The organism is Streptomyces flavofungini (genome assembly GCF_041028215.1).
Classification (GTDB): Bacteria; Actinomycetota; Actinomycetes; order Streptomycetales; family Streptomycetaceae; genus Streptomyces; species Streptomyces flavofungini_B.
On the sequence record NZ_JASKYR010000005.1, the window covers coordinates 17808 to 40644 of the forward strand.

Sequence of the window (22837 nt, forward strand, 5' to 3'; positions counted from 1 at the left end):
CATCCGGTCATCCGGATGGAGGCATACCGCACAACGATAACGGGTATGGTCGTGCAGCTAAAAACCGAGCAGGTCAGACCGGCTTTGGCAGCCTGTCTGACCTGGTCGGAAGCGTATGTTCCAGAGGCGGGTGAGCCAGGGGCGTCCGGTCCCGCGGGACCGGTACCCCGTGGATCAGTTCTTCTGGATCTGGTCGAAGCTGAGCTCGACCGGGGTCTCGCGGCCGAAGATCTCGACGAGACCCTTGACCTTCTTCGAGTCGGCGTTGATCTCGTTGATCGTGGCCTGGAGCGTGGCGAACGGGCCGTCGGTGACGGTGACCGAGTCGCCCACCTCGAAGTCGAGCACCTGCACCTCGACCTTGCGGGCCGGAGCCGGCTTGCCCTCGGCCTCGGCGGCCTCGCGGGCGGCCTTCTCCTCGGCCTCCGGGGCGAGCATCTTGACGATCTCGTCCAGGGTCAGCGGGTACGGGTCGTAGGCGTTGCCCACGAAGCCGGTGACGCCGGGGGTGTTGCGGACGACGCCCCAGGACTCGTTCGTCAGGTCCATGCGCACCAGCACGTAGCCCGGGAGCTTGTTCTGGCGGATGGTCTTGCGCTCGCCGTTCTTGATCTGGGCGACCTCTTCCTGCGGCACCTCGGCCTGGAAGATGAAGTCCTCGACGTTGAGCGAGACGGCGCGCTGCTCGAGGTTGGTCTTCACGCGGTTCTCGTAACCGGCGTAGGTGTGGATGACGTACCACTCGCCGGGGAGGGTGCGGAGCTCTTCGCGCAGGGCGACGATCGGGTCGACCGGCTCGGACTCCTCTTCGACGAGCTCCTCGTCGGCGGCTTCCGGGTCGGCGGCCTCCGCGTCGGTGCCCTCGTCCTCGCCGGACTCGGCGGTGGCCTCGGCGTCACCCTCCAGGTGGACGGCGGCCTCCTCGGCGGTGTCGCCCGCGGCGGCGTCGGCTGCCTCGGCCTGATCCGGCTCCTCGGCGTCCGCCGCCTCGACGATGTCGAGCTCGTCCTCGACGGACTCGGCATCCTGCCCGCCGCGAGGCTCAATGGCGTCGTTCAGGTTCGGGTCAGACACGGTGGCTGCTTCTTCCTGGATACAAGGGGTGGAACACGCGAATAGGGGCGCCGGGAACGGCGCCCTTCGCTCTCGGCTCAGCCGAAGATGTACTTGACAGCGTGGCTGAAGCCATAGTCAATCACGGTCACGAGACCGATCATGATGACGACGAAGACAATCACCACTGTGGTGTAAGTCGTGAGCTGACTGCGAGTCGGCCAGACGACCTTGCGGAGCTCCGCGATGATCTGGCGGTAGAAGAGCGCGAGACGGCCGAAGGGGCCCTTCTTGCCGCGCTTGCCGCCCTTGCGGGCCTTCTTCTTGGACTCCGTCGCCTCGTCCTGGGCATCAGGCTTGTCGATGGAGCCCACGGCGTCCGTCACTCGTCCTCACCTGATTCCGGGTCGTGGCCGTGCCGCGCCCGGTTGAGCCGCACGGCGGTGCAATGCAGTACGTACATGCGCACACATCCTGGCGAAGGAGTGTGTAGCAGGGCCGGAGGGACTTGAACCCCCAACCGCTGGTTTTGGAGACCAGTGCTCTACCAATTGAGCTACGACCCTTTGATTTCCCCCAACCTACCGCATCCGCCCATGTGCACGGAGTGCGTCGAGAGGGTGCGGCCGGTGAGGGCCAACGAGCAGTGAGTGTACGTGGTCCGCGGCGCTCCGTCGAACAGAATCGGTGGCGATGCTCTTGGAATCCCCCGCGCCGGGGCCGTTTCGGGTCTGGAACGATGGGGTCATGAGCGCTGAAACTTCTCCGACCGAGCGCCGGGTGTCCGCGCGCATCGGCGCGATCTCCGAGTCCGCGACCCTCGCCGTCGACGCCAAGGCCAAGGCCCTCAAGGCCGCCGGGCGGCCGGTGATCGGCTTCGGCGCGGGTGAGCCCGACTTCCCCACTCCGGACTACATCGTCGAGGCGGCCGTCGAGGCCTGCAGGAACCCGAAGTTCCACCGCTACACACCGGCCGGGGGCCTGCCCGAGCTGAAGGCGGCCATCGCCGCGAAGACGCTGCGCGACTCCGGGTATGAGGTGGACGCCTCGCAGATCCTGGTCACCAACGGCGGCAAGCAGGCGATCTACGAAGCCTTCGCCGCGATCCTCGACCCGGGCGACGAGGTCATCGTCCCGGCTCCCTACTGGACGACATACCCCGAGTCGATCCGTCTCGCGGGCGGTGTCCCGGTCCCGGTCGTCGCCGACGAGACCACCGGCTACCGCGTCTCGGTCGAGCAGCTCGAGGCCGCCCGCACCGAGCGCACCAAGATGGTGCTCTTCGTCTCGCCGTCCAACCCCACGGGCGCCGTCTACACCGAGTCCGACGCCGAGGCGATCGGCCGCTGGGCCGTCGAGCACGGCCTGTGGGTCATGACCGACGAGATCTACGAACACCTCGTCTACGGAGACGCGAAGTTCACCTCGCTCCCCGCGATCCTTCCCGAGCTGCGCGACAAGTGCGTCGTGGTCAACGGCGTCGCCAAGACGTACGCCATGACCGGCTGGCGGGTCGGCTGGATCATCGGCCCGAAGGACGTCGTCAAGGCCGCGACGAACCTCCAGTCGCACGCCACGTCCAACGTCTCCAACGTCGCCCAGGCCGCGGCCCTCGCCGCCGTCTCCGGGGACCTGGTCGCGGTCGAGAAGATGCGCGAGGCCTTCGACCGGCGCCGCAGGACCATCGTGCGGATGCTCAACGACATCGACGGCGTGCTCTGCCCCGAGCCCGAGGGCGCCTTCTACGCCTACCCCTCGGTGAAGGGCCTGCTCGGCAAGGAGATCCGCGGCAAGCGCCCGCAGGACTCCGTCGAGCTGGCCGCGCTGATCCTGGAGGAGGCCGAGGTGGCGGTCGTTCCCGGCGAGGCCTTCGGGACGCCCGGCTATCTGCGCCTGTCGTACGCGCTCGGCGACGAGGACCTCGTCGAGGGCGTCTCCCGCGTCCAGAAGCTGCTGGCGGAGGCCCGCGACTGACACCTGGCGGGGCGCGGCCGGCGCCCCGGCGCGGGGCACCGGTCCCGGAAAACACGCTCCACGCGTGCGTGCGGGCCGTCTCTCCTCCGGAGGGGCGGCCCGTTTCTTCGTTCGGGGAGGACCACGAAGGGGAAAGCCGCTTCCGGGACCCGCCGTATGTACGGCAAGATCCTCCAATGGAGCGTGTACGAGACGTAAGAGAGCTGCCCAAGGCCCATCTGCACCTGCACTTCACCGGTTCGATGCGGCCCGCGACCCTGCTGGACCTCGCCGACAAGTACGGGGTGCGTCTCCCGGACGCGCTCACCGGCGCCGAGCCGCCGAAGCTGCGCGCCACCGACGAGCGGGGCTGGTTCCGCTTCCAGCGGCTCTACGATGCCGCGCGCTCCTGTCTGCGTGAGCCCGAGGACATCCAGCGCCTGGTGCGCGAGGCCGCCGAGGAGGATCTGCGGGACGGCTCGGGGTGGCTGGAGATCCAGGTCGACCCGACCTCGTACGCGCCGCGGCTCGGCGGTCTGATCCCGGCCCTGGAGATCATCCTGGACGCGGTCGAGAGCGCCTCGCGGGAGACCGGCCTCGGGATGCGCGTCCTGGTCGCCGCGAACCGCATGAAGCACCCGCTGGACGCCCGCACACTGGCCCGGCTCGCGGTGCGGTACGCCGACCGCGGCATCGTCGGCTTCGGGCTCTCCAACGACGAACGGCGCGGCATGGCGCGCGACTTCGACCGTGCCTTCGCCATCGCGCGGGACGGCGGGCTCCTCGCGGCACCGCACGGCGGCGAGCTGACGGGGCCCGCTTCGGTGCGGGACTGCCTCGACGACCTGCACGCGGCGCGGATCGGGCACGGGGTGCGGGCAGCCGAGGACCCGCGGCTCCTGAAGCGGCTCGCCGACCGCGGCGTGACGTGCGAGGTGTGCCCGGCGTCCAACGTCGCCCTCGGCGTCTACGAGAAGCCCGAGGACGTGCCCCTGCGGACCCTCTTCGACGCCGGGGTGCCGATGGCGCTGGGCGCCGACGACCCGCTGCTCTTCGGATCGCGGCTCGCCGCGCAGTACGAGATCGCGCGGGAGCACCACGGCTTCGACGACGCCGAGCTCGCGGAGCTGGCCAGGCAGTCGATCCGCGGCTCGGCGGCGCCCAAGGACGTACAGGAGCGGCTGCTGGCGGGGGCCGACACGTGGCTCAGAGGCTGACGCCGACCGTCACCGGTTCGTTGACCAGGGTGATCCCGAAGGCTTCCTCGACCCCGGCCACGACCTCGCGGGCCAGGTCCAGGAGGTCCTCGGTGGTCGCGCCGCCGCGGTTGGTGAGGGCCAGGGTGTGCTTGGTGGAGATGCGCGCCCTGCCCTCTCCGTAGCCCTTGGTGAAGCCCGCCTTGTCGATGAGCCACGCGGCGGAGGTCTTCACGCGGCCCTCGCCCGCCGGGAAGCCGGGCGGGGTGACGTCGGGGCCGAGGCGCTCCGCCACGCGCGCGTGGAAGGCCGCGAACTGCTCCTCGGTGAGGATCGGGTTGGTGAAGAACGACCCGGCCGACCAGCTGTCGTGGTCCTCGGGGTCGAGCACCATGCCCTTCCCCGCCCGCAGCTTCAGGACGGTCTCCCTGGCCACCGCCGCCGGAACGCGGTCGCCCGCCTCCACGCCGAGCGTGCGTGCCGTCTCCGGGTACTTGACGGGGGCGCTCAGCCCGCCCGCGTCCTCCAGCTGGAAGCGCACACGCAGCACCACGAAACGGTCGGCCTCGGCCTTGAAGCGGCTGTGCCGGTAGGAGAAGTCGCACTCGGCGTTCGGGATGACGACCGTCTCGTGCGTCCGCCGGTCGTACGCGATCACCTCGGTGATCGTCGATGAGACCTCCTGGCCGTACGCCCCCACGTTCTGGATCGGCGTCGCGCCCGCGGAGCCGGGGATTCCGGCCAGGCACTCGATGCCCGCGAGGCCCGCGTCGACGGTGCGCGCGACGGCGTCCGTCCAGACCTCGCCCGCGGCGAGTTCGAGCTTCGTGCCGTCCAGTTCGAAGCCCTCGGTGGCGATGCGCAGGGCGGTGCCGTCGAAGCCCTTGTCGCCGATGACCAGGTTCGATCCACCGCCGATGAGCAGCAGTGGCGTTCCGGATGCGTCGGCTTCGCGGACGGCTTCGATCACCTCGGCGTCGGTCGTCGCGGTGATCAGGCGGGTCGCGGGGCCGCCGAGACGGAAGGTCGTCAGCGGGGCGAGCGGGGCGTCATGGAGTTCCTGCACGTGCTCAAGAGTACGAGAACGGCCCCGCCGTTCCCGGCGGGGCCGTTCCGGTCGGCTCAGACGGCCAGCAGCCCGCTCTCCGGCCGCTCGGGCGCCTCGGGGCCGGACTCGGTTGCCCCGGGCCCGGAGGCCGCGTCGCGGCGGCGCGAGGGGATGCACAGGGCGGCCACCGCGGCCAGGGCCACCGTCGCGGAGCCGACCCACAGGGCGGGCTCCAGGCCGTCCACGAAGCTCTGCGGCGAGCGGAGGCTGCCCTGCGCCGAGAAGACCGAGGACATGACGGCGATGCCGAGGGCGCCGCCCACCTCGCGGAGCGCGTTGTTGGCGCCGGACGCGATGCCCTGCTCGTGCGGCGCGACGCTGGACATCACCAGGGCGGAGGCCGGAGCGAAGTACAGCGACATCCCGACACCGCTGATGATCAGGGCGGGGAGCTGGGCGGCGTAGCTGGCGTCGGGCGCCACCACCATGCCGTACCAGGCGAGACCGACGGCCTGGAGAAAGAGTCCGGCGGCGACGACGGGACGGCCGCCGACACGGTCGGACAGGTAGCCCGCGAGCGGCGCCACGAGCATCGGCATGCCGGTCCAGGGCAGCATCCGCAGCCCCGCCTCCGTGGGCGAGTATCCAAGGACGCCCTGCATGTACTGGCTGAGCAGGAAGATCGAGCCGAACATCCCGAGGAACATCAGCAGGCTCGCCGCGTTGATCCCGGAGAACGCGCGGCTGCGGAAGAGCCGCATCGGCAGCATCGGCGCCCTGTTGCGGATGCCGTGGTGGACGAACCCACCCAGCAGCGCGGTGCCCGCGATGAGCCCGGTGAGCACGGTGGCGCTGCTCCAGCCGTCGAGCGGACCGCGCACCAGCGCGTAGACGATGCCGAACAGGCCTCCGCTGGCGAGCAGGGTGCCCGCGATGTCCAGGCGCGCTCCGGGGCCGTAGGACTCGGTGAGGCGGAGGCGGGCGAGCGGCAGCAGGGCCAGGCCGAGCGGAACGTTCAGCCAGAAGATCCAGTGCCAGGAGACGTGCTCGGTGAGGCTGCCGCCGATGAGGGGGCCACCGGCGACCGCGAGGCCGTTGACGGCCCCCCATATCCCGTACGCCATGCCGCGCTTGTCCGCCGGTACGGCCGCCGTCAGGAGGGTCAGCGTGAGCGGCATCATGATCGCGGCGCCGACGCCCTGCACCGCGCGGGCCGCGATCAGTTCCTCCAGACCGGGCGCGAGGGCCGCCGCGCCGGAGGCGGCGGTGAAGATCGCGAGGCCCACGGAGAACAGTTTGCGGCGACCGAAGCGGTCGCCCAGGGCCGCGCCGAACATCAGGAGCACGGCGAAGGTGAGGGTGTAGGCGCTCACCGTCCATTCGAGGTCGTGCATGCCACCGCCGAGATCCTCGCTGATGGAGGGCAGGGCGGTGGTGACGACGAGGTTGTCGAGCGCGGCCATGAATCCGGCGACGCTGGTGATGACGAGGGCCCAGACCGCTCCCCCGGCCCGTGCGGACGGTTGTGACATCGCTTCCCCCAAAGATTAGTTATTGATTACTAACTTTTGCGGCCACAGAAGACCGCTCCTCACGCGCGCGTGCACGCAGCCGCGCTGGCCCCCACGGGCTCACCTACGTCGGCCCGCCTCTTCCGGGCTCACACCGGCAGCTTGCGCCCCTGCAATTCCCGCATGCGGAACTCCCCCATCTGGGACCCCCACACCTTCAGCTCGCGCTTCCGGCTCACGTCTCCGGTTCACGCCTGGGCTGCGCAGAGTCGTAGAACCCTTTCCACACCCGGTGGTCGGGGTGGAAGCCCATCGACACCAGGACGTTGATCAGCATCCCGTACGCCAGGAAGGTCGTCGCCTCGTCGACGTCCGCCCCCTGGATCAGCACGACCGTGTCGTACATCTCCATCCAGGCGGCCCGCAGCGACTCCCCGAACTCCCGGTCGCCGCTGGCCTCCGCGGAGGCCACCGCGACGTACATCTGCATCTGCATGAGCAGCATGTCCGGGTCGTCGGCGATGAGCGCCTGGTAGGCGGCGCCGGCGGCGTGGACGGCCTCCTCCGCGTTCAGCCCTTCGGCCGCCCGCTTGAAGACCTCGTTGACCTCGCGGCAGCACCGTTCCGAAGCCGCCAGGAAGATGGCCTGCTTGCTCGGGAAGAGCCGGAAGAGATACGGCTGCGAGACACCCACGCGCTTGGCGATGACCTCGGTGGAGGTGCCCTTGTAGCCGCCGCGGGCGAACTCGACCATTGCCGCGCGGATGACGCTCTCGCGCCGTTCCTCTGCGCTCATCCTGACCATGACGACGAAGTTAGTGGCCAATCACTAAGTAGTCAAGTACCTCGGTCCGGACGGCTTTCACGTCCACGGAGGGGGCTCAGGGCACGCGTGAAGGGCTCAGGGCACGCGTGAAGGGCTCAGGGCACGCGTAAGGGGCGTCCTCAATGGAGAACGCCCCTTACCAGCACAGCTACGTAGCGGAATCGCGGTAAGCCGTCAGGCCAGCCGCACGATCGCCCGCGACATGCCGAGAACCTTCTGGCCCGCGCTCTTGGCGAGCAGGTCGACCCGGACGCGGTTGTCGTCGAGCTTCTCCGCGACCTTGGCACTGACCTCGATCAGGGCGCCCTTGTCGTCGTTGGGGACGACGACGGGCTTCGTGAAGCGCACGCCGTACTCGACGATCGCTCCGGGGTCGCCCGCCCAGTCGGTCACCACGCGGATCGCCTCGGCCATGGTGAACATGCCGTGCGCGATGACGTCGGGGAGACCGACCTCGACGGCGAACTTCTCGTTCCAGTGGATCGGGTTGAAGTCACCGGAGGCACCCGCGTACTGCACCAGCGTGGCGCGCGTCACCGGGAAGGTCTGCGGCGGCAGCTCGGTGCCGACCTCGACGTCGTCGTAGGAAATCGTCGCCGTCATCGCCTCAGGCCCCCTCTTTCGCGGGCTCAGCCGCGCGCGCGACGAGCTTGGTCCAGGCGGTCATCACATGCTCGCCGGTCTCGTCGTGCACCTCGCCGCGAATGTCGATGATCTCGTTGCCCGCGAGCGTCTTGATGTTCTCGATGGTCGACGTCACCGAAAGCCTGTCGCCCGCGCGCACCGGGCGGGTATAGGCGAACTTCTGGTCACCGTGCACCACCCGGCTGTAATCGAGCCCGAGCTGCGGGTCCTGGATTACCTGCCCCGCGGCTTTGAAAGTGATCGCGAACACAAAAGTAGGCGGAGCGATCACATCGGAGTGACCGAGCGCCTCGGCGGCCTTCGCGTCGGTGTACGCGGGATTGGCGTCGCCCACCGCCTCGGCGAACTCGCGGATCTTCTCCCGGCCGACCTCATAAGGATCGGTGGGCGGATAGGACCGCCCCACGAAGGACTGGTCGAGCGCCATGGACTCGGTACCTCCTGTGGTTGGTTGAGTGAACGACACGAGGCCGCCCCCACAATCGGGGACGGCCTCGGGTGCGAGCCTGTGTTTAGCGCGTTTCGCGGTGCGCAGTGTGCGCGTTGCAGCGCGGGCAGTGCTTCTTCATCTCAAGACGGTCCGGGTTGTTACGCCGGTTCTTCTTGGTGATGTAGTTCCGCTCCTTGCACTCCACGCAGGCCAGCGTGATCTTCGGGCGGACGTCGGTGGCAGCCACGTGAGTGCTCCTTGACGGACGGATGGACGGATGAACGCATACAAGAGTAGCCGATCGAAGGACCGACCCCACAATCGGCTACCAGCAGTAGCGGTGACCGGACTTGAACCGGTGACACAGCGATTATGAGCCGCTTGCTCTACCGACTGAGCTACACCGCTGCGATGCCGGATCCCCTCGCCCGAAGGCGAGGATCACTCGACATCAGAGCCCCAATGCGGAATCGAACCGCAGACCTTCTCCTTACCATGGAGACGCTCTACCGACTGAGCTATTGGGGCGAGCGATGAAGACATTACACGGTTGGTCGCCGATCGCCCAAATCCGTTTCCCGACGGCTCTCCGCACCCTTCGGAAGCACCGTCCCAGGCGCCTCTGAACGCCCCACCCGCACCGTCGTCCGTGCCGCCATCCGCACCGTCGCACCACACCGGTACGACTATTGCGCTCCTCCTCGAAGCGGACCTGTCGCCGTCCTAGGCTCGGCTTACGCTGCGTGATCTTGACGCCCCCCTCGCATCCGCAGCGGCCACCCGACCCGACAGCAGCCGCCCCCGAACCCCAGGAGTGCGATGCCCGACAGCCAGCCGCAGCAGCCCCACTCCTCCGGCTCCCCGGGACCCTCCGGCCCCGACGCCGCGGCCGAACCGGGGTCCCTGCTGCTCTGCGGCGCCCGGCTCACCGACGGACGCACGGTGGACGTCCGGCTCGGCGGCGGACACATCGAGGCGGTCGGCACGGCAGGCAGCCTGGCCGCGCACGGCTCGCGCGTGGACCTCGGCGGCTACCTGCTGCTCCCGGCCGCCGCGGAGCCGCACGCGCACGGCGACACGGCGCTCTCCGGTGACGTGCCTGGCCCCGTCTCGTACGACATCCCCGATGTGCAGCGCAGGGCCACCGAGGCGGCGCTGCTCCAGCTCGGGCACGGCGCGACGGCCCTTCGGTCGCATGTGCGCATCGGTGACGTCCAGGGGCTCGGCCCGATGGAGGCCGTGCTCCAGGCGCGGCGTTCCCTGCGGGGCCTGGTCGACCTGACGGCGGTCGCGGTGCCGCGGCTGCTGACCGGGGTCGCGGGCGCCGACGGGCTCGCGATGCTGCGGGACGCGGTGAAAATGGGCGCCTCCGTAGTGGGCGGCTGTCCGGATCTCGACCCCGATCCGACGGGGTACGCGGAGGCGGTGCTCGACATCGCCGCCGAGCACGGCTGCCCGGTCGACCTGCATACGGACGGAGACGATCCGGCCCGGCTCGGACGGCTCGCCGCCATGGCGGGCGGACTGCGCGCCGGGGTCACGATCGGCCCCTGTGGCGGGCTGGGGCGCCTGCCGAGGGAGGTGGCATCGCGTACCGCCGGTCAGCTCGCGGCGGCCGGTGTGACGGTGGTCTGCCTGCCGCAGGGCGGCTGCGCCAGTTCCGAGCGGCACGGCGACGCCCCGGTGCGGCTGCTGCGCGCGGCGGGGGTGCGGCTCGCCGCGGGCAGCGGGGCCATGCGGGACGCCGCGAACCCCGTGGGCCGCGGCGACCCGCTGGAGGCCGCCTACCTGCTGGCCTCCCGCTGCGGGCTGCGCCCCGAGGAGGCCTACGACGCGGTGAGCGGGGCGGCGCGCACGGCCATGGGCCTGCCGGAGGTACGGGTCGAGGCGGGCTTCCCCGCCGAGCTGCTCGCGGTGCGCGGGGACCGCCTCGCGGGGGCGCTGTCGCTCGCGTACAGCCGGATCGTGGTGCACAGGGGGCGCGTGGTGGCGCGCACCAGCGCGGTGCGGGAGTACTGCGACTCGGCGGCGGCCGTCGCCCTTGACCTGCCGCGCCAGGGCCGCGCCAAGGACACCGGGAACGAACCGGGGCGGTCCAGGGGCGGGGAGTCGACGCCCTGAGCGAGGGCGTGCTCCGGCCGGGCAAGGGCGTACTCCGGTCGCGCCCGGGGCCGTCGGCACCCGCTCGCCAGCGATCCGTACCCGGCGATCCCGCCCACGCTGCCGTACGGTCGAAAGCATGCGCATTGTCATCGCTGGAGGACATGGTCAGATCGCGCTGCGGCTGGAGCGTCTGCTCGCCGCGCGTGGTGACGAGGTCGCCGGGCTGATCCGGGACGCCGGACAGGGGGACGATCTCCGTGCGGCCGGCGCCGAACCGCTGCTGTGCGACCTGGAGTCGGCCTCGGTCGACGAGGTCGCCGACCGGCTGCGTGGGGCCGACGCCGCCGTCTTCGCGGCGGGTGCGGGGCCGGGCAGCGGCGTCGACCGCAAGGACACCGTGGACCGCGGGGCCGCCGTGCTCTTCGCGGACGCGGCGGAACGCGCGGGAGTGCGGCGGTACGTGGTCGTGTCGTCCATGGGCGCCGATCCGACGCACCAGGGCGACGAGGTCTTCGACGTCTATCTGCGGGCCAAGGGCGAGGCGGACGCCAACGTACGCGCGCGTGCCGGACTCGACTGGACCATCCTGCGTCCCGGCATGCTGACGGACGACGCGGGCACGGGCCTGGTGCGCCTGGAGGCCTCGACGGGACGCGGCCCCGTCCCGCGGGACGACGTGGCCGCGGTGCTCGCGGAACTCGTGGAGACGCCGGCGACGGCGGGCCTGACGCTGGAGCTGGTGAGCGGCTCCGTGCCGGTGTCGGTGGCGGTCAAGTCGGTCGCGGGCAACTGAGCCGCTTTCCGCGGCGGGCCCGGGAGGGGCGCTGAGGGCCGTTCAGAAGAGCGGGAGCTGTCCCGGGGTCTCCGGGACGGTGTAGCCGTCCAGAGCGGGCTGCGCGGCGCCCAGCGGCGCCTGCCTGCGGGAGCCCGGGCAGGAGATCAGATCGCCGGAGGCGCGCGGCCCCGGCGGATCGTGACGGGCGAACCGTCCACCGACGACGGCGATCTCTCGACGGCACTCCGGACAGCTCCTGCGACGCGACGACATGCCCCCATTCTGCGCCCACCCCCCACGAAGAAACCCCCTCCGCCCTGCGTTTCCGCAGATCGGAGGGGGTTTACCTTCATGTGGCGGCGCCAGGATTCGAACCTGGGAAGGCTGAGCCGGCAGATTTACAGTCTGCTCCCTTTGGCCGCTCGGGCACACCGCCGGGTTTGCTGCCTCGCTCCGCTTTCGCGGCGCTCCGTGGCAACGACGTAAACGATACCTGATGCACAGGGGTGCTTCGCCACCCGATTGATCAGCGCCCCGCGCGGGGGCTGTGGCTAGGCTTTGTGGACGCGGTCGGCGTCAGGCGGCCGCGTATCCGCTGAGCACTCAGACACCGATTTCCCCGATACAAGGAGCCACAGGACATGGCCGACTCCAGTTTCGACATCGTCTCGAAGGTCGAGCGGCAGGAGGTCGACAACGCCCTCAACCAGGCCGCCAAGGAGATCTCGCAGCGCTACGACTTCAAGGGCACCGGCGCCTCGATCTCGTGGTCCGGGGAGAAGATCCTGATGGAGGCGAGCGGCGAGGAGCGGGTCAAGGCGATCCTCGATGTCTTCGAGTCCAAGCTGGTCAAGCGCGGTATCTCGCTGAAGGCGCTCGACGCCGGTGAGCCGCAGCTGTCCGGCAAGGAGTACAAGATCTTCGCCTCGATCGAGGAAGGCATCTCCCAGGAGAACGCCAAGAAGGTCGCCAAGATCATCCGCGATGAGGGCCCGAAGGGCGTCAAGGCGCAGGTGCAGGGCGACGAGCTGCGGGTCAGCTCGAAGAGCCGCGACGACCTCCAGGCCGTTCAGGCGCTTCTCAAGGGGCAGGACTTCGACTTCGCCCTGCAGTTCGTCAACTACCGGTAGTTCGTGATGCGTGGCTGATCCAGCTGGTGCGGCTGGATTGGGCGGATCGAGCGGATCGAGCGGATCGAGCGGATCGGCGCGCGGAATATCAGGTGCTCCGGCAGCAGGCCGCTCGTTAGGATCTTGGCAAGGCGGGGTCGTAGCACAGAGGTAATGCGCCTTTACAGCATGAAGGAGGACGCCGGTTCGAATCCGGCCGCCCCGCCCCCTACTGGTGATGCCGTACGACGGAGGGCGGGCACCCGGACCGGGTGCCCGCCCTTGCTGCTGGCCGCAGTCGAGGGAATGCGTTCCTCAGCGGCGTGAGTGGCCGAAGAGGATGCGGTAGCCGACCAGCAGGACGAGGGAGCCGCCGATGGCCGCCGCCCACGTCGCGCCGTCGTAGAAGTGGTTGTCGATCGGGCGGTCGAGGAAGCGGGCGGAGAGCCAGCCGCCGATGAAGGCGCCCGCGATGCCGATGAGCGTCGTGCCGATGAACCCGCCCGGGTCTCGTCCGGGCAGCAGCAGCTTGGCGACGGCGCCCGCGAGCAGCCCCAGAACGATCCAACTGACGATGCCCATACGGTGACCTGCCTTTCCCGCGCGATGAGCTTTTGTGCGCTGTTGTCCTGTAGGACGTCAGTACGCACGAACGCGGTTGCGGTGATCCATGAGGTGCACGACACACCACAGCCGGGGCTCCGGCGGGTTTACGCGCGGGTGCCCCGGCTGGAGTCGCGTTCCTAGTAGCGCGCGGCGAACGGCTGGTCCGTGCGGACGATTTCGCGGCCAAGCGGCAGCAGGGAGACCGGGATCAGCTTGAAGTTGGCGAGGCCCAGAGGGATGCCGATGATGGTGACACACAGCAGGACGCCGGTGACGATGTGGCCGATCGCGAGCCACCAGCCCGCGAGGACCAGCCACAGCGCATTGCCCACGCAGGAGGGCGCGCCCGCGTCACGGCGCTCGACCGCCGCGTACCCGAAGGGCCACAGGGCATAGCGGCCGATGCGGAAGCTCGCGACGCCGAACGGGATGCCGATGATCGTGATGCAGAGCAGCACGCCCGCCACCAGGTAGGCGAGGAACATCCAGAAGCCGCACAGGACAAGCCATATGACGTTGAGGACTGTCTTCACTGGTGACGACCTGCCATCTGCTCGAGTCGGGCGATGCGCTCCGCCATGGGCGGATGTGTGGAGAACATTTTGGACATGCCCTGCCCTGGACGGAAGGGGTTCGCGATCATCATGTGGCTCGCCGTCTCCAGACGCGGCTCCGGCGGCAGCGGCAATTGCTTGGTCCCCGCGTCGAGTTTGCGCAGGGCGCTGGCGAGGGCGAGCGGGTCGCCGGTGAGCTGTGCGCCGGACGCGTCGGCCTCGTACTCCCTGGAGCGGCTGATCGCGAGCTGGATGATGGAGGCCGCCATGGGGCCGAGCAGCATGATCAGGAGCATGCCGAAGATGCCGGGGCCGTCGTTGTCGTTCGAGCGGCCGACCGGGATCAGCCAGGCGAAGTTGACCAGGAACATGATCACCGAGGCGAGGGCTCCGGCGACCGAGGAGATCAGGATGTCGCGGTTGTAGACATGGCTCAGCTCGTGGCCGATGACGCCGCGCAGCTCGCGCTCGTCGAGGAGCCGCAGGATGCCGTCCGTGCAGCACACCGCTGCGTTGCGCGGATTGCGGCCGGTCGCGAAGGCGTTCGGGGCCTCGGTGGGTGAGATGTAGAGGCGGGGCATGGGCTGGCGGGCCTGGGTGGAGAGCTCGCGGACCATGCGGTACAGCGCGGGGGCCTCGAATTCGCTCACCGGTCGGGCCCGCATCGCGCGCAGGGCCAGCTTGTCGCTGTTCCAGTACGCGTACGCATTGGTGCCGAGCGCCACGAAGAGCGCGACGATCAAGCCTGTACGCCCGAAGAAACTGCCGATGACGAGGATGAGCGCGGACAGTCCCCCGAGGAGTACGGCGGTCTTCAACCCGTTGTGCCGGCGGTGCACGGTACGCCCTCCTGGTGGTGCGTGGGGGAACCCTCTGCTGACTGGTGCTTCCACTGTTCAGTGGACCCTCCCGTACTGGTCAACGCCAGGCGGGGAGCACTAGTTCCCTTGTGCGCGCAGGAGCGCTGTAGGCCGCGCGGGTGACGGCCGCGCGGTACCGCGTCAGAACAGGCCCGTGTCGGAGAACCGCAGGACGAGCTGGGGCGCTCCGGAGAGCGCGACACCGAGGACCGCGGTCACCGCGATGGCGGCCGTGAGCGGCGCGGGGACGCGGTGCCTGACCGGCTCGCCCTCGGGAGCACGGAAGAGCAGCGCCGTCCACTGGAGGTAGTAGAACAGCGCGATCACGACGTTCACCGCCATCACCACCGCCAGCCAGCCCAGACCAGCGTCGACGGCGGCCGAGAAGACCGTGACCTTCGCGAAGAGCCCGATGATGCCGGGCGGCAGACCCGCGAGGCAGAGCAGGAAGAAGCCGAGGACGAGAGCGGCCAGCGGACTGCGCGCGTACAGGCCCCGGTAGTCGCTGACGCGGTTCAGGCGCTGGGTGCGGCCGACGAGCGCGGCCACGGCGAAGGCGCCGAGGTTCACCGCCGCGTACATCAGGGCGTACGCCACGGTGGAGCCGATGGCCCTCTCGGCGTCGGCGGGCTCGTCGGCGTATCCGGCGGCGGCGATCGGCACCAGGAGGTACCCGGCCTGCCCCACGGAGGACCAGGCGAGGAGGCGGACCGCGCTGTACGCGCGCGTGGACTGCTGGCGCAGGGCCGCGACGTTGCCCGCGGTCATGGTGAGCGCGGCGAGGACGGCGAGAGCGGGGCCCCAGACCTCCGCGTACGAGGGGAAGGCGACGACGGTGACGAGGATGAGCCCGGTGAAACCGACGGCCTTGCCGACGACGGAGAGATAGGCGGCGACGGGCAGCGGCGCGCCCACATAGGTGTCGGGCACCCAGAAGTGGAAGGGGACGGCCGCCACCTTGAAGGCGAAGCCGACCAGGGTGAGGGCGACGCCGGTCTGGGCGAGCGTGTGGAGTTGTCCGTCGGCCTTCTCCAGCTCGGCGGCGATCTCGGTGAGGTGCAGGGTGCCGGTGGCCGCGTACACGAAGCTGACGCCCAGCAGGCTCACGGCGGTCGCGGTGACCGAGGAGAGGAAGAACTTCAGGGCCGCTTCGGAGGAGCGCTTGTCGCCGTACCTGAGACCCACGAGCGCGAAGGCGGGCAGGGAAGCGACCTCCAGGGCGACGATGAGCGTCGCGAGGTCGCGGGAGGCGGGCAGCAGGGCGGCGCCCGCGGCGGAGGAGAGCAGCAGGAACCAGTACTCCCCGGCGGGCAGTTCCTTTGCGGAGTCCTTCAGTGTGCTCATCGAGAGCAGGGCGGCCACCAGGGCGCCGCCGAGGACGAGGAGCTGGATGACGAGGGTGAAGCGGTCGGCGGTGTAGCTGCACGCGTGCGTGCCGCCGCCGGTCAGACAGAAGGTGGAGCGGTCGTCGTCGAGGAGGGGCAGCAGCGCCAGTGCGGCGGCGGCCAGGCCCGCCACGGAGACCCAGCCGAGCAGCGCCTTCCTGGCGTCGCCCAGGAAGAGGTCGGCGACGAGTACGACGAGCCCGACGACGGCCGCGATGGTCGGCGGCGCGATCGCGAGCCAGTCGACGGACTGGACGAGGCTTGTGGCGCTTTCGGCGCTTTCGGCGGCCACGGTCACGACTTGCCTCCAGTGAGGAGCTTCTGCACGGCCGGGTCGGTCAGGCCGAGGAGAGCCGCGGGCCAGAGTCCGGCGAGGACGGTGAGGGCGACGAGCGGCGTCCAGGCGGCGAACTCGTAGCCGTGGACGTCGGCGAGGGCCTTGGGCGTGGGCTCGGCGGCGGTCTGCGGCATCGGGCCCATGCAGACGCGGCGGACCACGATGAGCATGTACGCGGCGGTGAGCAGGGTGCCGAAGGCGGCGATCGACATGAAGGTGAGGAACGCGGGGCGGCTCAGGCCGTCGGCGGGCTCGAACGCGCCGAACAGCGCCAGCATCTCGCCCCAGAATCCGGCGAGGCCCGGCAGCCCGAGGGAGGCGACGGCGCCGAAGGCGAGCAGACCTCCGAGGCGGGGCGCCTTGCCGTAGAGGGCCGCGCCCGACTCCCGCGCGAGCGAGTCGAGATCGGTTGTGCCCGTGCGGTCCTTCAGCGCGCCGACGAGGAAGAAGAGCAGGCCGGTGATGAGGCCGTGCGCGATGTTGGCGAACAGCGCGCCGTTCACGCCGGTCGGGCTCATCGTCGCGATGCCGAGCAGGACGAAGCCCATGTGACCCACGGACGAGTAGGCGATGAGGCGCTTGAGGTCGCCCTTGGCGCCCTGCCTGGCGAGCGCGAGGCAGGCGAGGGATCCGTAGATGATCCCGATGACCGCGAGGGCCGCGAGGTACGGCGCGAACTCGCGCATGCCGTCGGGTGCGACGGGCAGGACGATCCGGACGAATCCGTACGTACCCATCTTCAGCAGTACGCCGGCCAGCAGGACCGAGCCGACGGTCGGCGCGGCGGTGTGCGCGTCGGGCAGCCAGCTGTGCAGCGGCCACATCGGCGTCTTGACCGCGAGCCCGATACCGATCGCCAGAACGGCGATGACCTGCACGGATGTGCTCAGCCCCCGGCCGTTGTCAGTGGCGAGTGCCACCATGTCGAAAGTGCCGGACCTGAGCCCGATGAGGAGCAGGCCCAGCAGCATGACGACGGAGCCGAGCAGGGTGTAGAGGATGAACTTCCAGGCCGCCCGGGTCCGTTGCTCGCCGCCCCAGCGGGCGATGAGGAAGTACATCGGGATGAGCACCATCTCGAACGCCAGGAAGAACAGCAGCAGATCGAGGACGGCGAAGGTCGCGAGGGTGCCGGACTCGAGCACGAGGATCAGCGCGACGAACGCCTTCGGGGAGGGGCCCGCGGGCAGCTTGAAGTAGGAGTAGAGCGCGCAGAGGAAGGTCAGCAGCGCGGTCAGGACCAGAAGGGGGAGCGAGATGCCGTCGATGCCGAGATGGATGCGCACGTCGAGTGCGGGAATCCAGCTGATATCGGTCGTGGCCTGCATCTTCGACGGATGGTCGTGGTCGAAGCCGAGCGCGAGAGCGATCGTGGCGAGCAGGATGACGCCGGTCACGAACACGCCGTGGCGCAGCACCGCCTGGTCGGGGGAGTTCCCCTTCAGCCCGGGGGGAGCCGGGAGGAGAGCGGCCACCGCGCCGATGAGCGGGCCGACGACGATCAATGCCAGAAGAAACTGCATCACGGACTCACTGATACCGATCACGGCTGCTCACGCTCCGGCGGTGGCGACGAGGACGGCGGCGACGGCCAGGACGACCGTGCCTGCGAGCAGCGCGCTCAGATAGGTCTGCACGTTGCCGGTCTGCGCGCGCCGGACGGCCGCGCCGAGCCAGCGGGGTGCGGTGCCCGCGCCGCGCACATAGGTGTCGACGACCTCGCGGTCGAGGAAGCGCACCAGGCGTGCGGCGGCCTGGACGGGGCGGACGAACAGGGTGGCGTAGACGGCGTCGAGCCGGAAGCCCGCGGCGGCGTGCCGGTGCAGGGGGCCGAGCAGCAGACGGCCGGGGTCGGCCGGGTCGTCGGCCGAGGCCACGTCTCCGTAGGCGGGGCCGTGGGTGGCGATGGCCTCCGCCTCGACCACTCCCCCGTCGCCGCCGGGGGTCGCGGCCACCGCACCCATCGGGACGCGTGCGGCGAGCGCGGTGGTGTGCCGCCAGGCGCCGTAGGTGACGAGGGCTCCGACGAGCGCGAGGCCCGTGCCGAGGACGGACGTGGTGAGCGTCGGGGCGAGCGAGTGGCCGTCGAACCAGTCCGGCAGGACACCGACGGCGAGGCCGAACGCGAGAGAGGGAACGGCGAGGACCCACAGCACGGCCGTCATGGCGAGGGGCTGCCTGCCGTGGTCGGGGGCTTCCGCTCCCCTGCCGTGGAAGGCGAGCAGCCACAGACGCGTCGCGTACGCGGCGGTGAGGAGGGCGGCGAACAGGCCGGTGACGAGCACGATCCAGCCCGCCGCGGCGGGCGCGACGGAGTGGCCCGTGGCCGTGTGCTCGGCGGCGCCGAGCACCGCCTCCTTGGTGAAGAACCCGCTGAACGGCGGGATCGCGGCGAGCGCGAGGAGCGCCACGGTCATCGTCCAGTAGGCGTCGGGGATGCGGTCGCGCAGGCCCTTCATGCGGGACATGGCGGCCAGCGAGTTGGTGCCGGCGGCGTGGATGATCACGCCCGCCGCGAGGAAGAGCAGCGCCTTGAAGGCGCCGTGGGACAGGAGGTGGAAGACGGCGGCACCGCGGTCGCCGACGGCGAGGGCGCCGGTCATGTAGCCGAGCTGGCCGATCGTCGAGTACGCGAGGACGCGCTTGATGTCGTCCTGGGCGAGCGCGGCGAGGGCCGAACCGGCCATGGTGACGGCGGCCATGACGGCGAGGACCACCAGGGCGGCGCCGGAGGCGGCGAAGACGGGGAGGAGCCGGGCCACGAAGTAGACACCGGCGGCGACCATCGTCGCGGCGTGGATCAGAGCGGAGACGGGCGTGGGGCCCGCCATCGCGTCGGGCAGCCAGGTGTGCAGCGGGAACTGCGCGGACTTGCCCGCCACGCCCGCGAGGAGCAGCACGGCGATCAGCGTCGGGTGGTCGAGGCCGCCGTCCGCGACCTTCGCGAGGATCGTCGTGATCCGGAAGGAACCGGTGTCCGCGGCGAGCGCGAACAGACCGATCAGGAAGGGTACGTCGCCGAGCTTGGTGACCAGGAAGGCCTTCAGGGAGGCGGCGCGCGCCTCGGGCGTCTCCCAGTAGTGGCCGACGAGGAAGTACGAGCAGATGCCCATGATCTCCCAGCCGACCAGGAGCACCATCAGGTCGCCGGAGTAGACGACGAGCAGCATCGCGGAGGTGAAGAGGGAGACGAGAGCGGCGTACGAGGGGTAGCGCGGGTCCTCGCGCAGGTAGCCCGTCGAGTAGATCTGCACGCAGGAGGCGACGACGCCGACCAGGACGGCGACGAGGGCGGCGAAGCCGTCGATGTGCAGCGCGAGTTCGACGGGGACCGAGCCGGTCGGGGTGAGTTCGGTGGCGGCGTCGACGGAGCGGCCCCCGCCCTGGCGGACGGCCACGAGCACGGCAAGCAGCAGCGCCGTCAGCGTGGGCAGGACCGCGAGGGGGCGTACGAGGCCGGGGACCCGGCGGCCGAGCAGCAGGCCCGCCGCCGCGCCCAGGAACGGAAGGAGCGGGACGAGGACGGCGAGGGTGGTCGTGGTCACGAGGTGGTCTCAGCCTTCTGCGTCTGCCGCGGCTCCTGGGCCTCGGCGGAGTCGCCGGACTCGGGGCCGGTGGGGCCGCCGGACTCGGCGGTGTCGCGGAGTTCGTCGACGGCGGAGCTGCCGCGGTTGCGGTAGACCGCCAGGACGATCGCCAGGCCGATGCCGATCTCGGCGGCGGCGATGGCGATGGTGAAGAGGGTCAGGGCCTGCCCGGCGTGGAGGGAGTCGCGGAGCCAGACGTCGAAGGCGACGAGGTTGAGGTTGACGGCGTTGAGCATCAGCTCGACGGACATCAGGACCAGGATCGCGTTGCGGCGGGCGAGTACGCCGTAGACGCCGACGCAGAAAAGGAGGACGGCGAGGACGGCGGGATAGGCGAGGTGGAGCTGCATCAGTTGTTCTCCTCCCGGTCCTGGGCTGCCTTCTTCCGGGACAGGACGATCGCGCCGATGAGGGCCGCGAGGAGGAGGACCGAGAGCGCCTCGAAGGGGAGCACCCAGTGCCGGAAGAGGATCGACCCGGTGACGTCGGTGGCGCCCTGGGCGGCGCCGTCCAGATCGATCACCGTGGTGCGGAACGCGTCGACGACGACCCAGACCAGAGCCGCGGCGGCGAGGAGGGCCACGGCGAGCGCGACCGGGCGGTTGCCCGAGTCGGCGTCCGGCGAGCGGCCGATGGGCGCCCTGGTGAGCATCAGACCGAAGAGGAGGAGCACGACGACGGAACCGACGTAGATGAGGACCTGCACCCAGGCGATGAACTCCGCGGTGAGCAGGAGGTACTCGACGGCGAGGCCGCCGAGCGCCACCACGAGCCAGAGGGCGGCGTGCACGAGCTGGCGGGTGGTGACGGTGATGACCGCCGCGCCGAGGGTGACGAGACCGACGAGGAGGAAGGCGATCTCGACGCCGGTCGGGGAGAGGAATCCGTGGCTCTCCGCGGTCGCGGCGGCTGCCGCCGCGTGGGCTGCTGCGGGGCTCACGACTCCCCTTCCTGCGGTGCGGGCTTCGTCCCGGAGCCGGGCGCGGACTCTGCTCCGGGTGCGGGCGCGGACTCGGGTGCGGGCTCGGTGCCGGTGGCGGTACGGGTACCGGTACCAGTACTGGCACCAGCACCAGCACCGGTGGCTGTGGCGGTGGCTGCGAGCTTTTCGGCGGTCTTGCGGGCGGCGGCGATCTCCTTCGGTTCCTCGGCGCCGGGGTCGAGGGCGGGCGGAGCCGGGACCGTCCACATCCACTCGCGGAGTTTGTCGCGCTCGTGGGTGAGTTCGTGGATGTCGGTCTCGGCGTACTCGAACTCCGGGGACCAGAAGAGGGCGTCGAAGGGGCAGACCTCGATGCAGATGCCGCAGTACATGCAGAGGGCGAAGTCGATGGCGAACCGGTCGAGGACGTTGCGGCTGCGCTCGCGGCCACCGGGGGCGGCGGGCGGCACCGTCTCCTTGTGGGAGTCGATGTAGATGCACCAGTCGGGGCACTCGCGGGCGCACAGCATGCAGACCGTGCAGTTCTCCTCGAAGAGGCCGATGACGCCGCGGGTGCGGGGCGGCAGCTCGGGCTGGGCCTCGGGGTACTGCTCGGTGACGGTCTTCTTCGTCATCGTGCGGAGGGTGACGGCGAGGCCCTTGGCGAGGCCTGACCCGGGGATGGGGGGCATCAGTTGATCGCCACCTTCACGATGCCGGTGAGCGCGATCTGCGCGAGGGCGAGGGGGATGAGCAGGGTCCAGGCGAGCTTCTGGAGCTGGTCCTCACGGAGACGGGGGTAGGACACGCGCAGCCAGATCACGACGAAGGCGAGGACGGCCGTCTTGAGCAGGGTCCAGACCCAGCCCAGGCCGTCGGCGCCCCACGGACCGTGCCAGCCGCCCAGGAACAGGACGGTGGTCAGACCGCACAGGACGACGATTCCGGCGTACTCGGCGAGGAGGAAGAGAGCGAAGCGCAGGCCGGTGTACTCGGTGTAGGCGCCGAAGATGATCTCGGAGTCCGCGACCGGCATGTCGAACGGCGGGCGCTGGAGTTCGGCGAGGCCCGCGACGAAGAAGACGAGGGCGCCGACGATCTGCCAGGGCAGCCACCACCACTCGAAGGCGTCGACGATGCCGGGCAGGGAGACCGTGCCCGCCGCCATCGCGACCGAGGCGGCGGCGAGCAGCATCGGGAGTTCGTAGGCGAGGAGCTGGGCGGCGGTGCGGAGGCCGCCGAGGAGGGAGAACTTGTTGGCGCTGGCCCAGCCCGCCATGAGGGAGCCGAGTACGCCGACGCCCATGACCGCGAGCACGAAGAAGACGCCCGCGTCGACGACCTCGCCGACCGCGCCCTCGCCGGGGCCGACCGGGATCGCGATCAGTACGAGGAGGTAGGGCAGGAGGGCGATCGCGGGGGCCAGTTGGAAGACGCGGCGGTCCGCAGCCGCCGGGACGATGTCTTCCTTCTGGGCGAATTTGACTCCGTCGGCGACCAGTTGGGCCCAGCCGTGGAAGCCGCCCGCGTGCATGGGGCCGAGACGTCCCTGCATATGGGCCATGACCTTGTGCTCGGTCTGGCCGACGACGAGGGGCAGCACCAGGAACACCGCGAAGACGATGACGAGGCGCAGGGCGACGTCGAGGGCGTCGTTCACTCGGTGCCTCCGGTCTTGTCGGTCTTGTCGGTCTTGTCGGTCTCGCTGGTCTTGTCGGTCTTGTCAGTCGCGGGGGTCTCGTCAACCGCGGCGGCCTCGTCAGTCGCGTCAGTCGCGTCAGTCTTCTTGGTCCGTGCGGCGCCCCTGGGCTGCTCGGATTCTCCGGTGCGGGAGGTGTCTTCGGGCTTCGGCTGCTCCCGTGCCTCGTCGGAGGAGCCGCCGGAGGAGCCGTCGGAGGAGCCGTCGGGGGTGTCGAACGCCGGGCGGGCGTGGTGCC

The 22837-nt window shown here is 70.3% G+C and carries 24 protein-coding genes, 5 tRNA genes and 1 pseudogene; 6 read left to right on the top strand and 24 right to left on the bottom strand.

What is annotated here, in order from left to right; all coding sequences use genetic code 11:
• Positions 1-174: 174 nt before the first annotated feature.
• From nusG to AB8Z36_RS00715, 3 genes are all read right to left on the bottom strand, one after another.
• Positions 175-1074, bottom strand: a complete 900-nt coding sequence (gene nusG, locus AB8Z36_RS00705) for a transcription termination/antitermination protein NusG (RefSeq protein WP_369211184.1) — start codon at positions 1072-1074, stop codon at positions 175-177.
• Between the two features lie 77 nt (positions 1075-1151).
• A complete protein-coding gene (gene secE / locus AB8Z36_RS00710; protein ID WP_369211185.1) occupies positions 1152-1439 on the bottom strand; it encodes a preprotein translocase subunit SecE in 288 nt (95 codons plus the stop codon).
• A gap of 107 nt (positions 1440-1546) precedes the next feature.
• Positions 1547-1619, bottom strand: a tRNA-Trp gene (locus AB8Z36_RS00715).
• Between the two features lie 181 nt (positions 1620-1800).
• Between AB8Z36_RS00715 and AB8Z36_RS00720 the strand changes: the two genes are divergently transcribed.
• Complete coding sequence (locus AB8Z36_RS00720; protein WP_369211186.1) at positions 1801-3027, top strand: pyridoxal phosphate-dependent aminotransferase; 1227 nt, start codon at positions 1801-1803, stop codon at positions 3025-3027.
• Positions 3028-3203: 176 nt separating this feature from the next.
• The gene (locus AB8Z36_RS00725; protein WP_369211187.1) at positions 3204-4223 is read left to right on the top strand and encodes an adenosine deaminase; all 1020 of its coding nucleotides are present in this window, start codon (positions 3204-3206) and stop codon (positions 4221-4223) included.
• Here AB8Z36_RS00725 and AB8Z36_RS00730 read toward each other — a convergent pair.
• The 8 genes from AB8Z36_RS00730 to AB8Z36_RS00765 all read right to left on the bottom strand — a co-directional run bounded on the left by AB8Z36_RS00730 (position 4213) and on the right by AB8Z36_RS00765 (position 9190).
• Positions 4213-5268, bottom strand: a complete 1056-nt coding sequence (locus AB8Z36_RS00730; protein WP_369211188.1) for a UDP-N-acetylmuramate dehydrogenase — start codon at positions 5266-5268, stop codon at positions 4213-4215. The two genes, AB8Z36_RS00725 and AB8Z36_RS00730, sit on opposite strands and share 11 nt — an antisense overlap.
• A gap of 56 nt (positions 5269-5324) precedes the next feature.
• Positions 5325-6782 (bottom strand): MFS transporter, encoded by a 1458-nt coding sequence (locus AB8Z36_RS00735; RefSeq protein WP_369211189.1) that lies wholly within the window; start codon positions 6780-6782, stop codon positions 5325-5327.
• Between the two features lie 214 nt (positions 6783-6996).
• Positions 6997-7566, bottom strand: a complete 570-nt coding sequence (locus AB8Z36_RS00740) for a TetR/AcrR family transcriptional regulator (protein ID WP_369211190.1) — start codon at positions 7564-7566, stop codon at positions 6997-6999.
• Positions 7567-7761: 195 nt separating this feature from the next.
• Complete coding sequence (locus AB8Z36_RS00745) at positions 7762-8190, bottom strand: MaoC family dehydratase (protein ID WP_369211191.1); 429 nt, start codon at positions 8188-8190, stop codon at positions 7762-7764.
• Positions 8191-8194: 4 nt separating this feature from the next.
• Positions 8195-8659 (bottom strand): FAS1-like dehydratase domain-containing protein, encoded by a 465-nt coding sequence (locus tag AB8Z36_RS00750; RefSeq protein WP_369211192.1) that lies wholly within the window; start codon positions 8657-8659, stop codon positions 8195-8197.
• An 85-nt stretch (positions 8660-8744) separates the two neighbouring features.
• On the bottom strand, positions 8745-8909 hold the full coding sequence (gene rpmG / locus AB8Z36_RS00755; RefSeq protein ID WP_003948671.1) for a 50S ribosomal protein L33: 165 nt from the start codon (positions 8907-8909) through the stop codon (positions 8745-8747).
• 88 nt (positions 8910-8997) lie between these two features.
• Positions 8998-9070, bottom strand: a tRNA-Met gene (locus tag AB8Z36_RS00760).
• A 47-nt stretch (positions 9071-9117) separates the two neighbouring features.
• Positions 9118-9190 (bottom strand) — tRNA-Thr (locus AB8Z36_RS00765).
• 291 nt (positions 9191-9481) lie between these two features.
• Between AB8Z36_RS00765 and AB8Z36_RS00770 the strand changes: the two genes are divergently transcribed.
• Entirely contained in the window at positions 9482-10783 is a 1302-nt protein-coding gene (locus tag AB8Z36_RS00770; protein ID WP_369211193.1) for an amidohydrolase family protein, read from the top strand.
• A 118-nt stretch (positions 10784-10901) separates the two neighbouring features.
• Positions 10902-11558, top strand: a complete 657-nt coding sequence (locus AB8Z36_RS00775; protein ID WP_369211194.1) for an SDR family oxidoreductase — start codon at positions 10902-10904, stop codon at positions 11556-11558.
• Positions 11559-11600: 42 nt separating this feature from the next.
• Here the strand turns inward: AB8Z36_RS00775 and AB8Z36_RS00780 are convergent, their stop codons facing one another.
• Together AB8Z36_RS00780 and AB8Z36_RS00785 are read right to left on the bottom strand one after the other, a co-directional pair.
• On the bottom strand, positions 11601-11813 hold the full coding sequence (locus tag AB8Z36_RS00780) for a hypothetical protein (RefSeq protein ID WP_369211195.1): 213 nt from the start codon (positions 11811-11813) through the stop codon (positions 11601-11603).
• An 81-nt stretch (positions 11814-11894) separates the two neighbouring features.
• Positions 11895-11976 (bottom strand) — tRNA-Tyr (locus tag AB8Z36_RS00785).
• Between the two features lie 205 nt (positions 11977-12181).
• On the opposite strand from AB8Z36_RS00785, the gene AB8Z36_RS00790 reads away from it, so the two are divergent.
• Complete coding sequence (locus AB8Z36_RS00790; protein ID WP_363248017.1) at positions 12182-12670, top strand: YajQ family cyclic di-GMP-binding protein; 489 nt, start codon at positions 12182-12184, stop codon at positions 12668-12670.
• 131 nt (positions 12671-12801) lie between these two features.
• Positions 12802-12876: transfer RNA gene (locus tag AB8Z36_RS00795), tRNA-Leu, on the top strand.
• A gap of 88 nt (positions 12877-12964) precedes the next feature.
• On the opposite strand, the gene AB8Z36_RS00800 is transcribed toward AB8Z36_RS00795, so the two are convergent.
• The 11 genes and pseudogenes from AB8Z36_RS00800 to AB8Z36_RS00850 all read right to left on the bottom strand — a co-directional run.
• Entirely contained in the window at positions 12965-13231 is a 267-nt protein-coding gene (locus AB8Z36_RS00800; protein WP_369211196.1) for a GlsB/YeaQ/YmgE family stress response membrane protein, read from the bottom strand.
• 161 nt (positions 13232-13392) lie between these two features.
• A complete protein-coding gene (locus tag AB8Z36_RS00805; RefSeq protein ID WP_369211197.1) occupies positions 13393-13788 on the bottom strand; it encodes a YccF domain-containing protein in 396 nt (131 codons plus the stop codon).
• A complete protein-coding gene (gene htpX, locus AB8Z36_RS00810) occupies positions 13785-14648 on the bottom strand; it encodes a zinc metalloprotease HtpX (RefSeq protein ID WP_369211198.1) in 864 nt (287 codons plus the stop codon). Before htpX ends, AB8Z36_RS00805 begins: the two co-directional genes overlap by 4 nt.
• Before the next feature lie 162 nt (positions 14649-14810).
• Positions 14811-16346 carry an NADH-quinone oxidoreductase subunit N gene (locus AB8Z36_RS00815; RefSeq protein ID WP_369211205.1) on the bottom strand — a complete coding sequence of 512 codons (1536 nt, stop codon included), beginning with the start codon at positions 16344-16346 and terminating at the stop codon, positions 14811-14813.
• A gap of 2 nt (positions 16347-16348) precedes the next feature.
• Positions 16349-17938, bottom strand: a complete 1590-nt coding sequence (locus tag AB8Z36_RS00820) for an NADH-quinone oxidoreductase subunit M (RefSeq protein ID WP_369211199.1) — start codon at positions 17936-17938, stop codon at positions 16349-16351.
• 6 nt (positions 17939-17944) lie between these two features.
• Positions 17945-19936: an NADH-quinone oxidoreductase subunit 5 family protein gene (locus AB8Z36_RS00825; RefSeq protein ID WP_369211200.1), complete on the bottom strand. Its 1992-nt coding sequence runs from the start codon at positions 19934-19936 to the stop codon at positions 17945-17947.
• Complete coding sequence (gene nuoK / locus AB8Z36_RS00830; RefSeq protein ID WP_369211201.1) at positions 19933-20328, bottom strand: NADH-quinone oxidoreductase subunit NuoK; 396 nt, start codon at positions 20326-20328, stop codon at positions 19933-19935. The genes AB8Z36_RS00825 and nuoK overlap by 4 nt, the downstream gene beginning before the upstream one ends.
• Positions 20328-20918 carry an NADH-quinone oxidoreductase subunit J family protein gene (locus AB8Z36_RS00835; RefSeq protein ID WP_369211202.1) on the bottom strand — a complete coding sequence of 197 codons (591 nt, stop codon included), beginning with the start codon at positions 20916-20918 and terminating at the stop codon, positions 20328-20330. Before AB8Z36_RS00835 ends, nuoK begins: the two co-directional genes overlap by 1 nt.
• A complete protein-coding gene (locus AB8Z36_RS00840) occupies positions 20915-21592 on the bottom strand; it encodes a NuoI/complex I 23 kDa subunit family protein (RefSeq protein ID WP_369211203.1) in 678 nt (225 codons plus the stop codon). Before AB8Z36_RS00840 ends, AB8Z36_RS00835 begins: the two co-directional genes overlap by 4 nt.
• Positions 21592-22560, bottom strand: a complete 969-nt coding sequence (locus AB8Z36_RS00845; RefSeq protein WP_369211204.1) for a complex I subunit 1/NuoH family protein — start codon at positions 22558-22560, stop codon at positions 21592-21594. The genes AB8Z36_RS00840 and AB8Z36_RS00845 overlap by 1 nt, the downstream gene beginning before the upstream one ends.
• Positions 22557-22837: pseudogene (locus AB8Z36_RS00850) on the bottom strand (hypothetical protein); the annotation flags it as partial. The gene AB8Z36_RS00845 and the pseudogene AB8Z36_RS00850, both read right to left, overlap by 4 nt.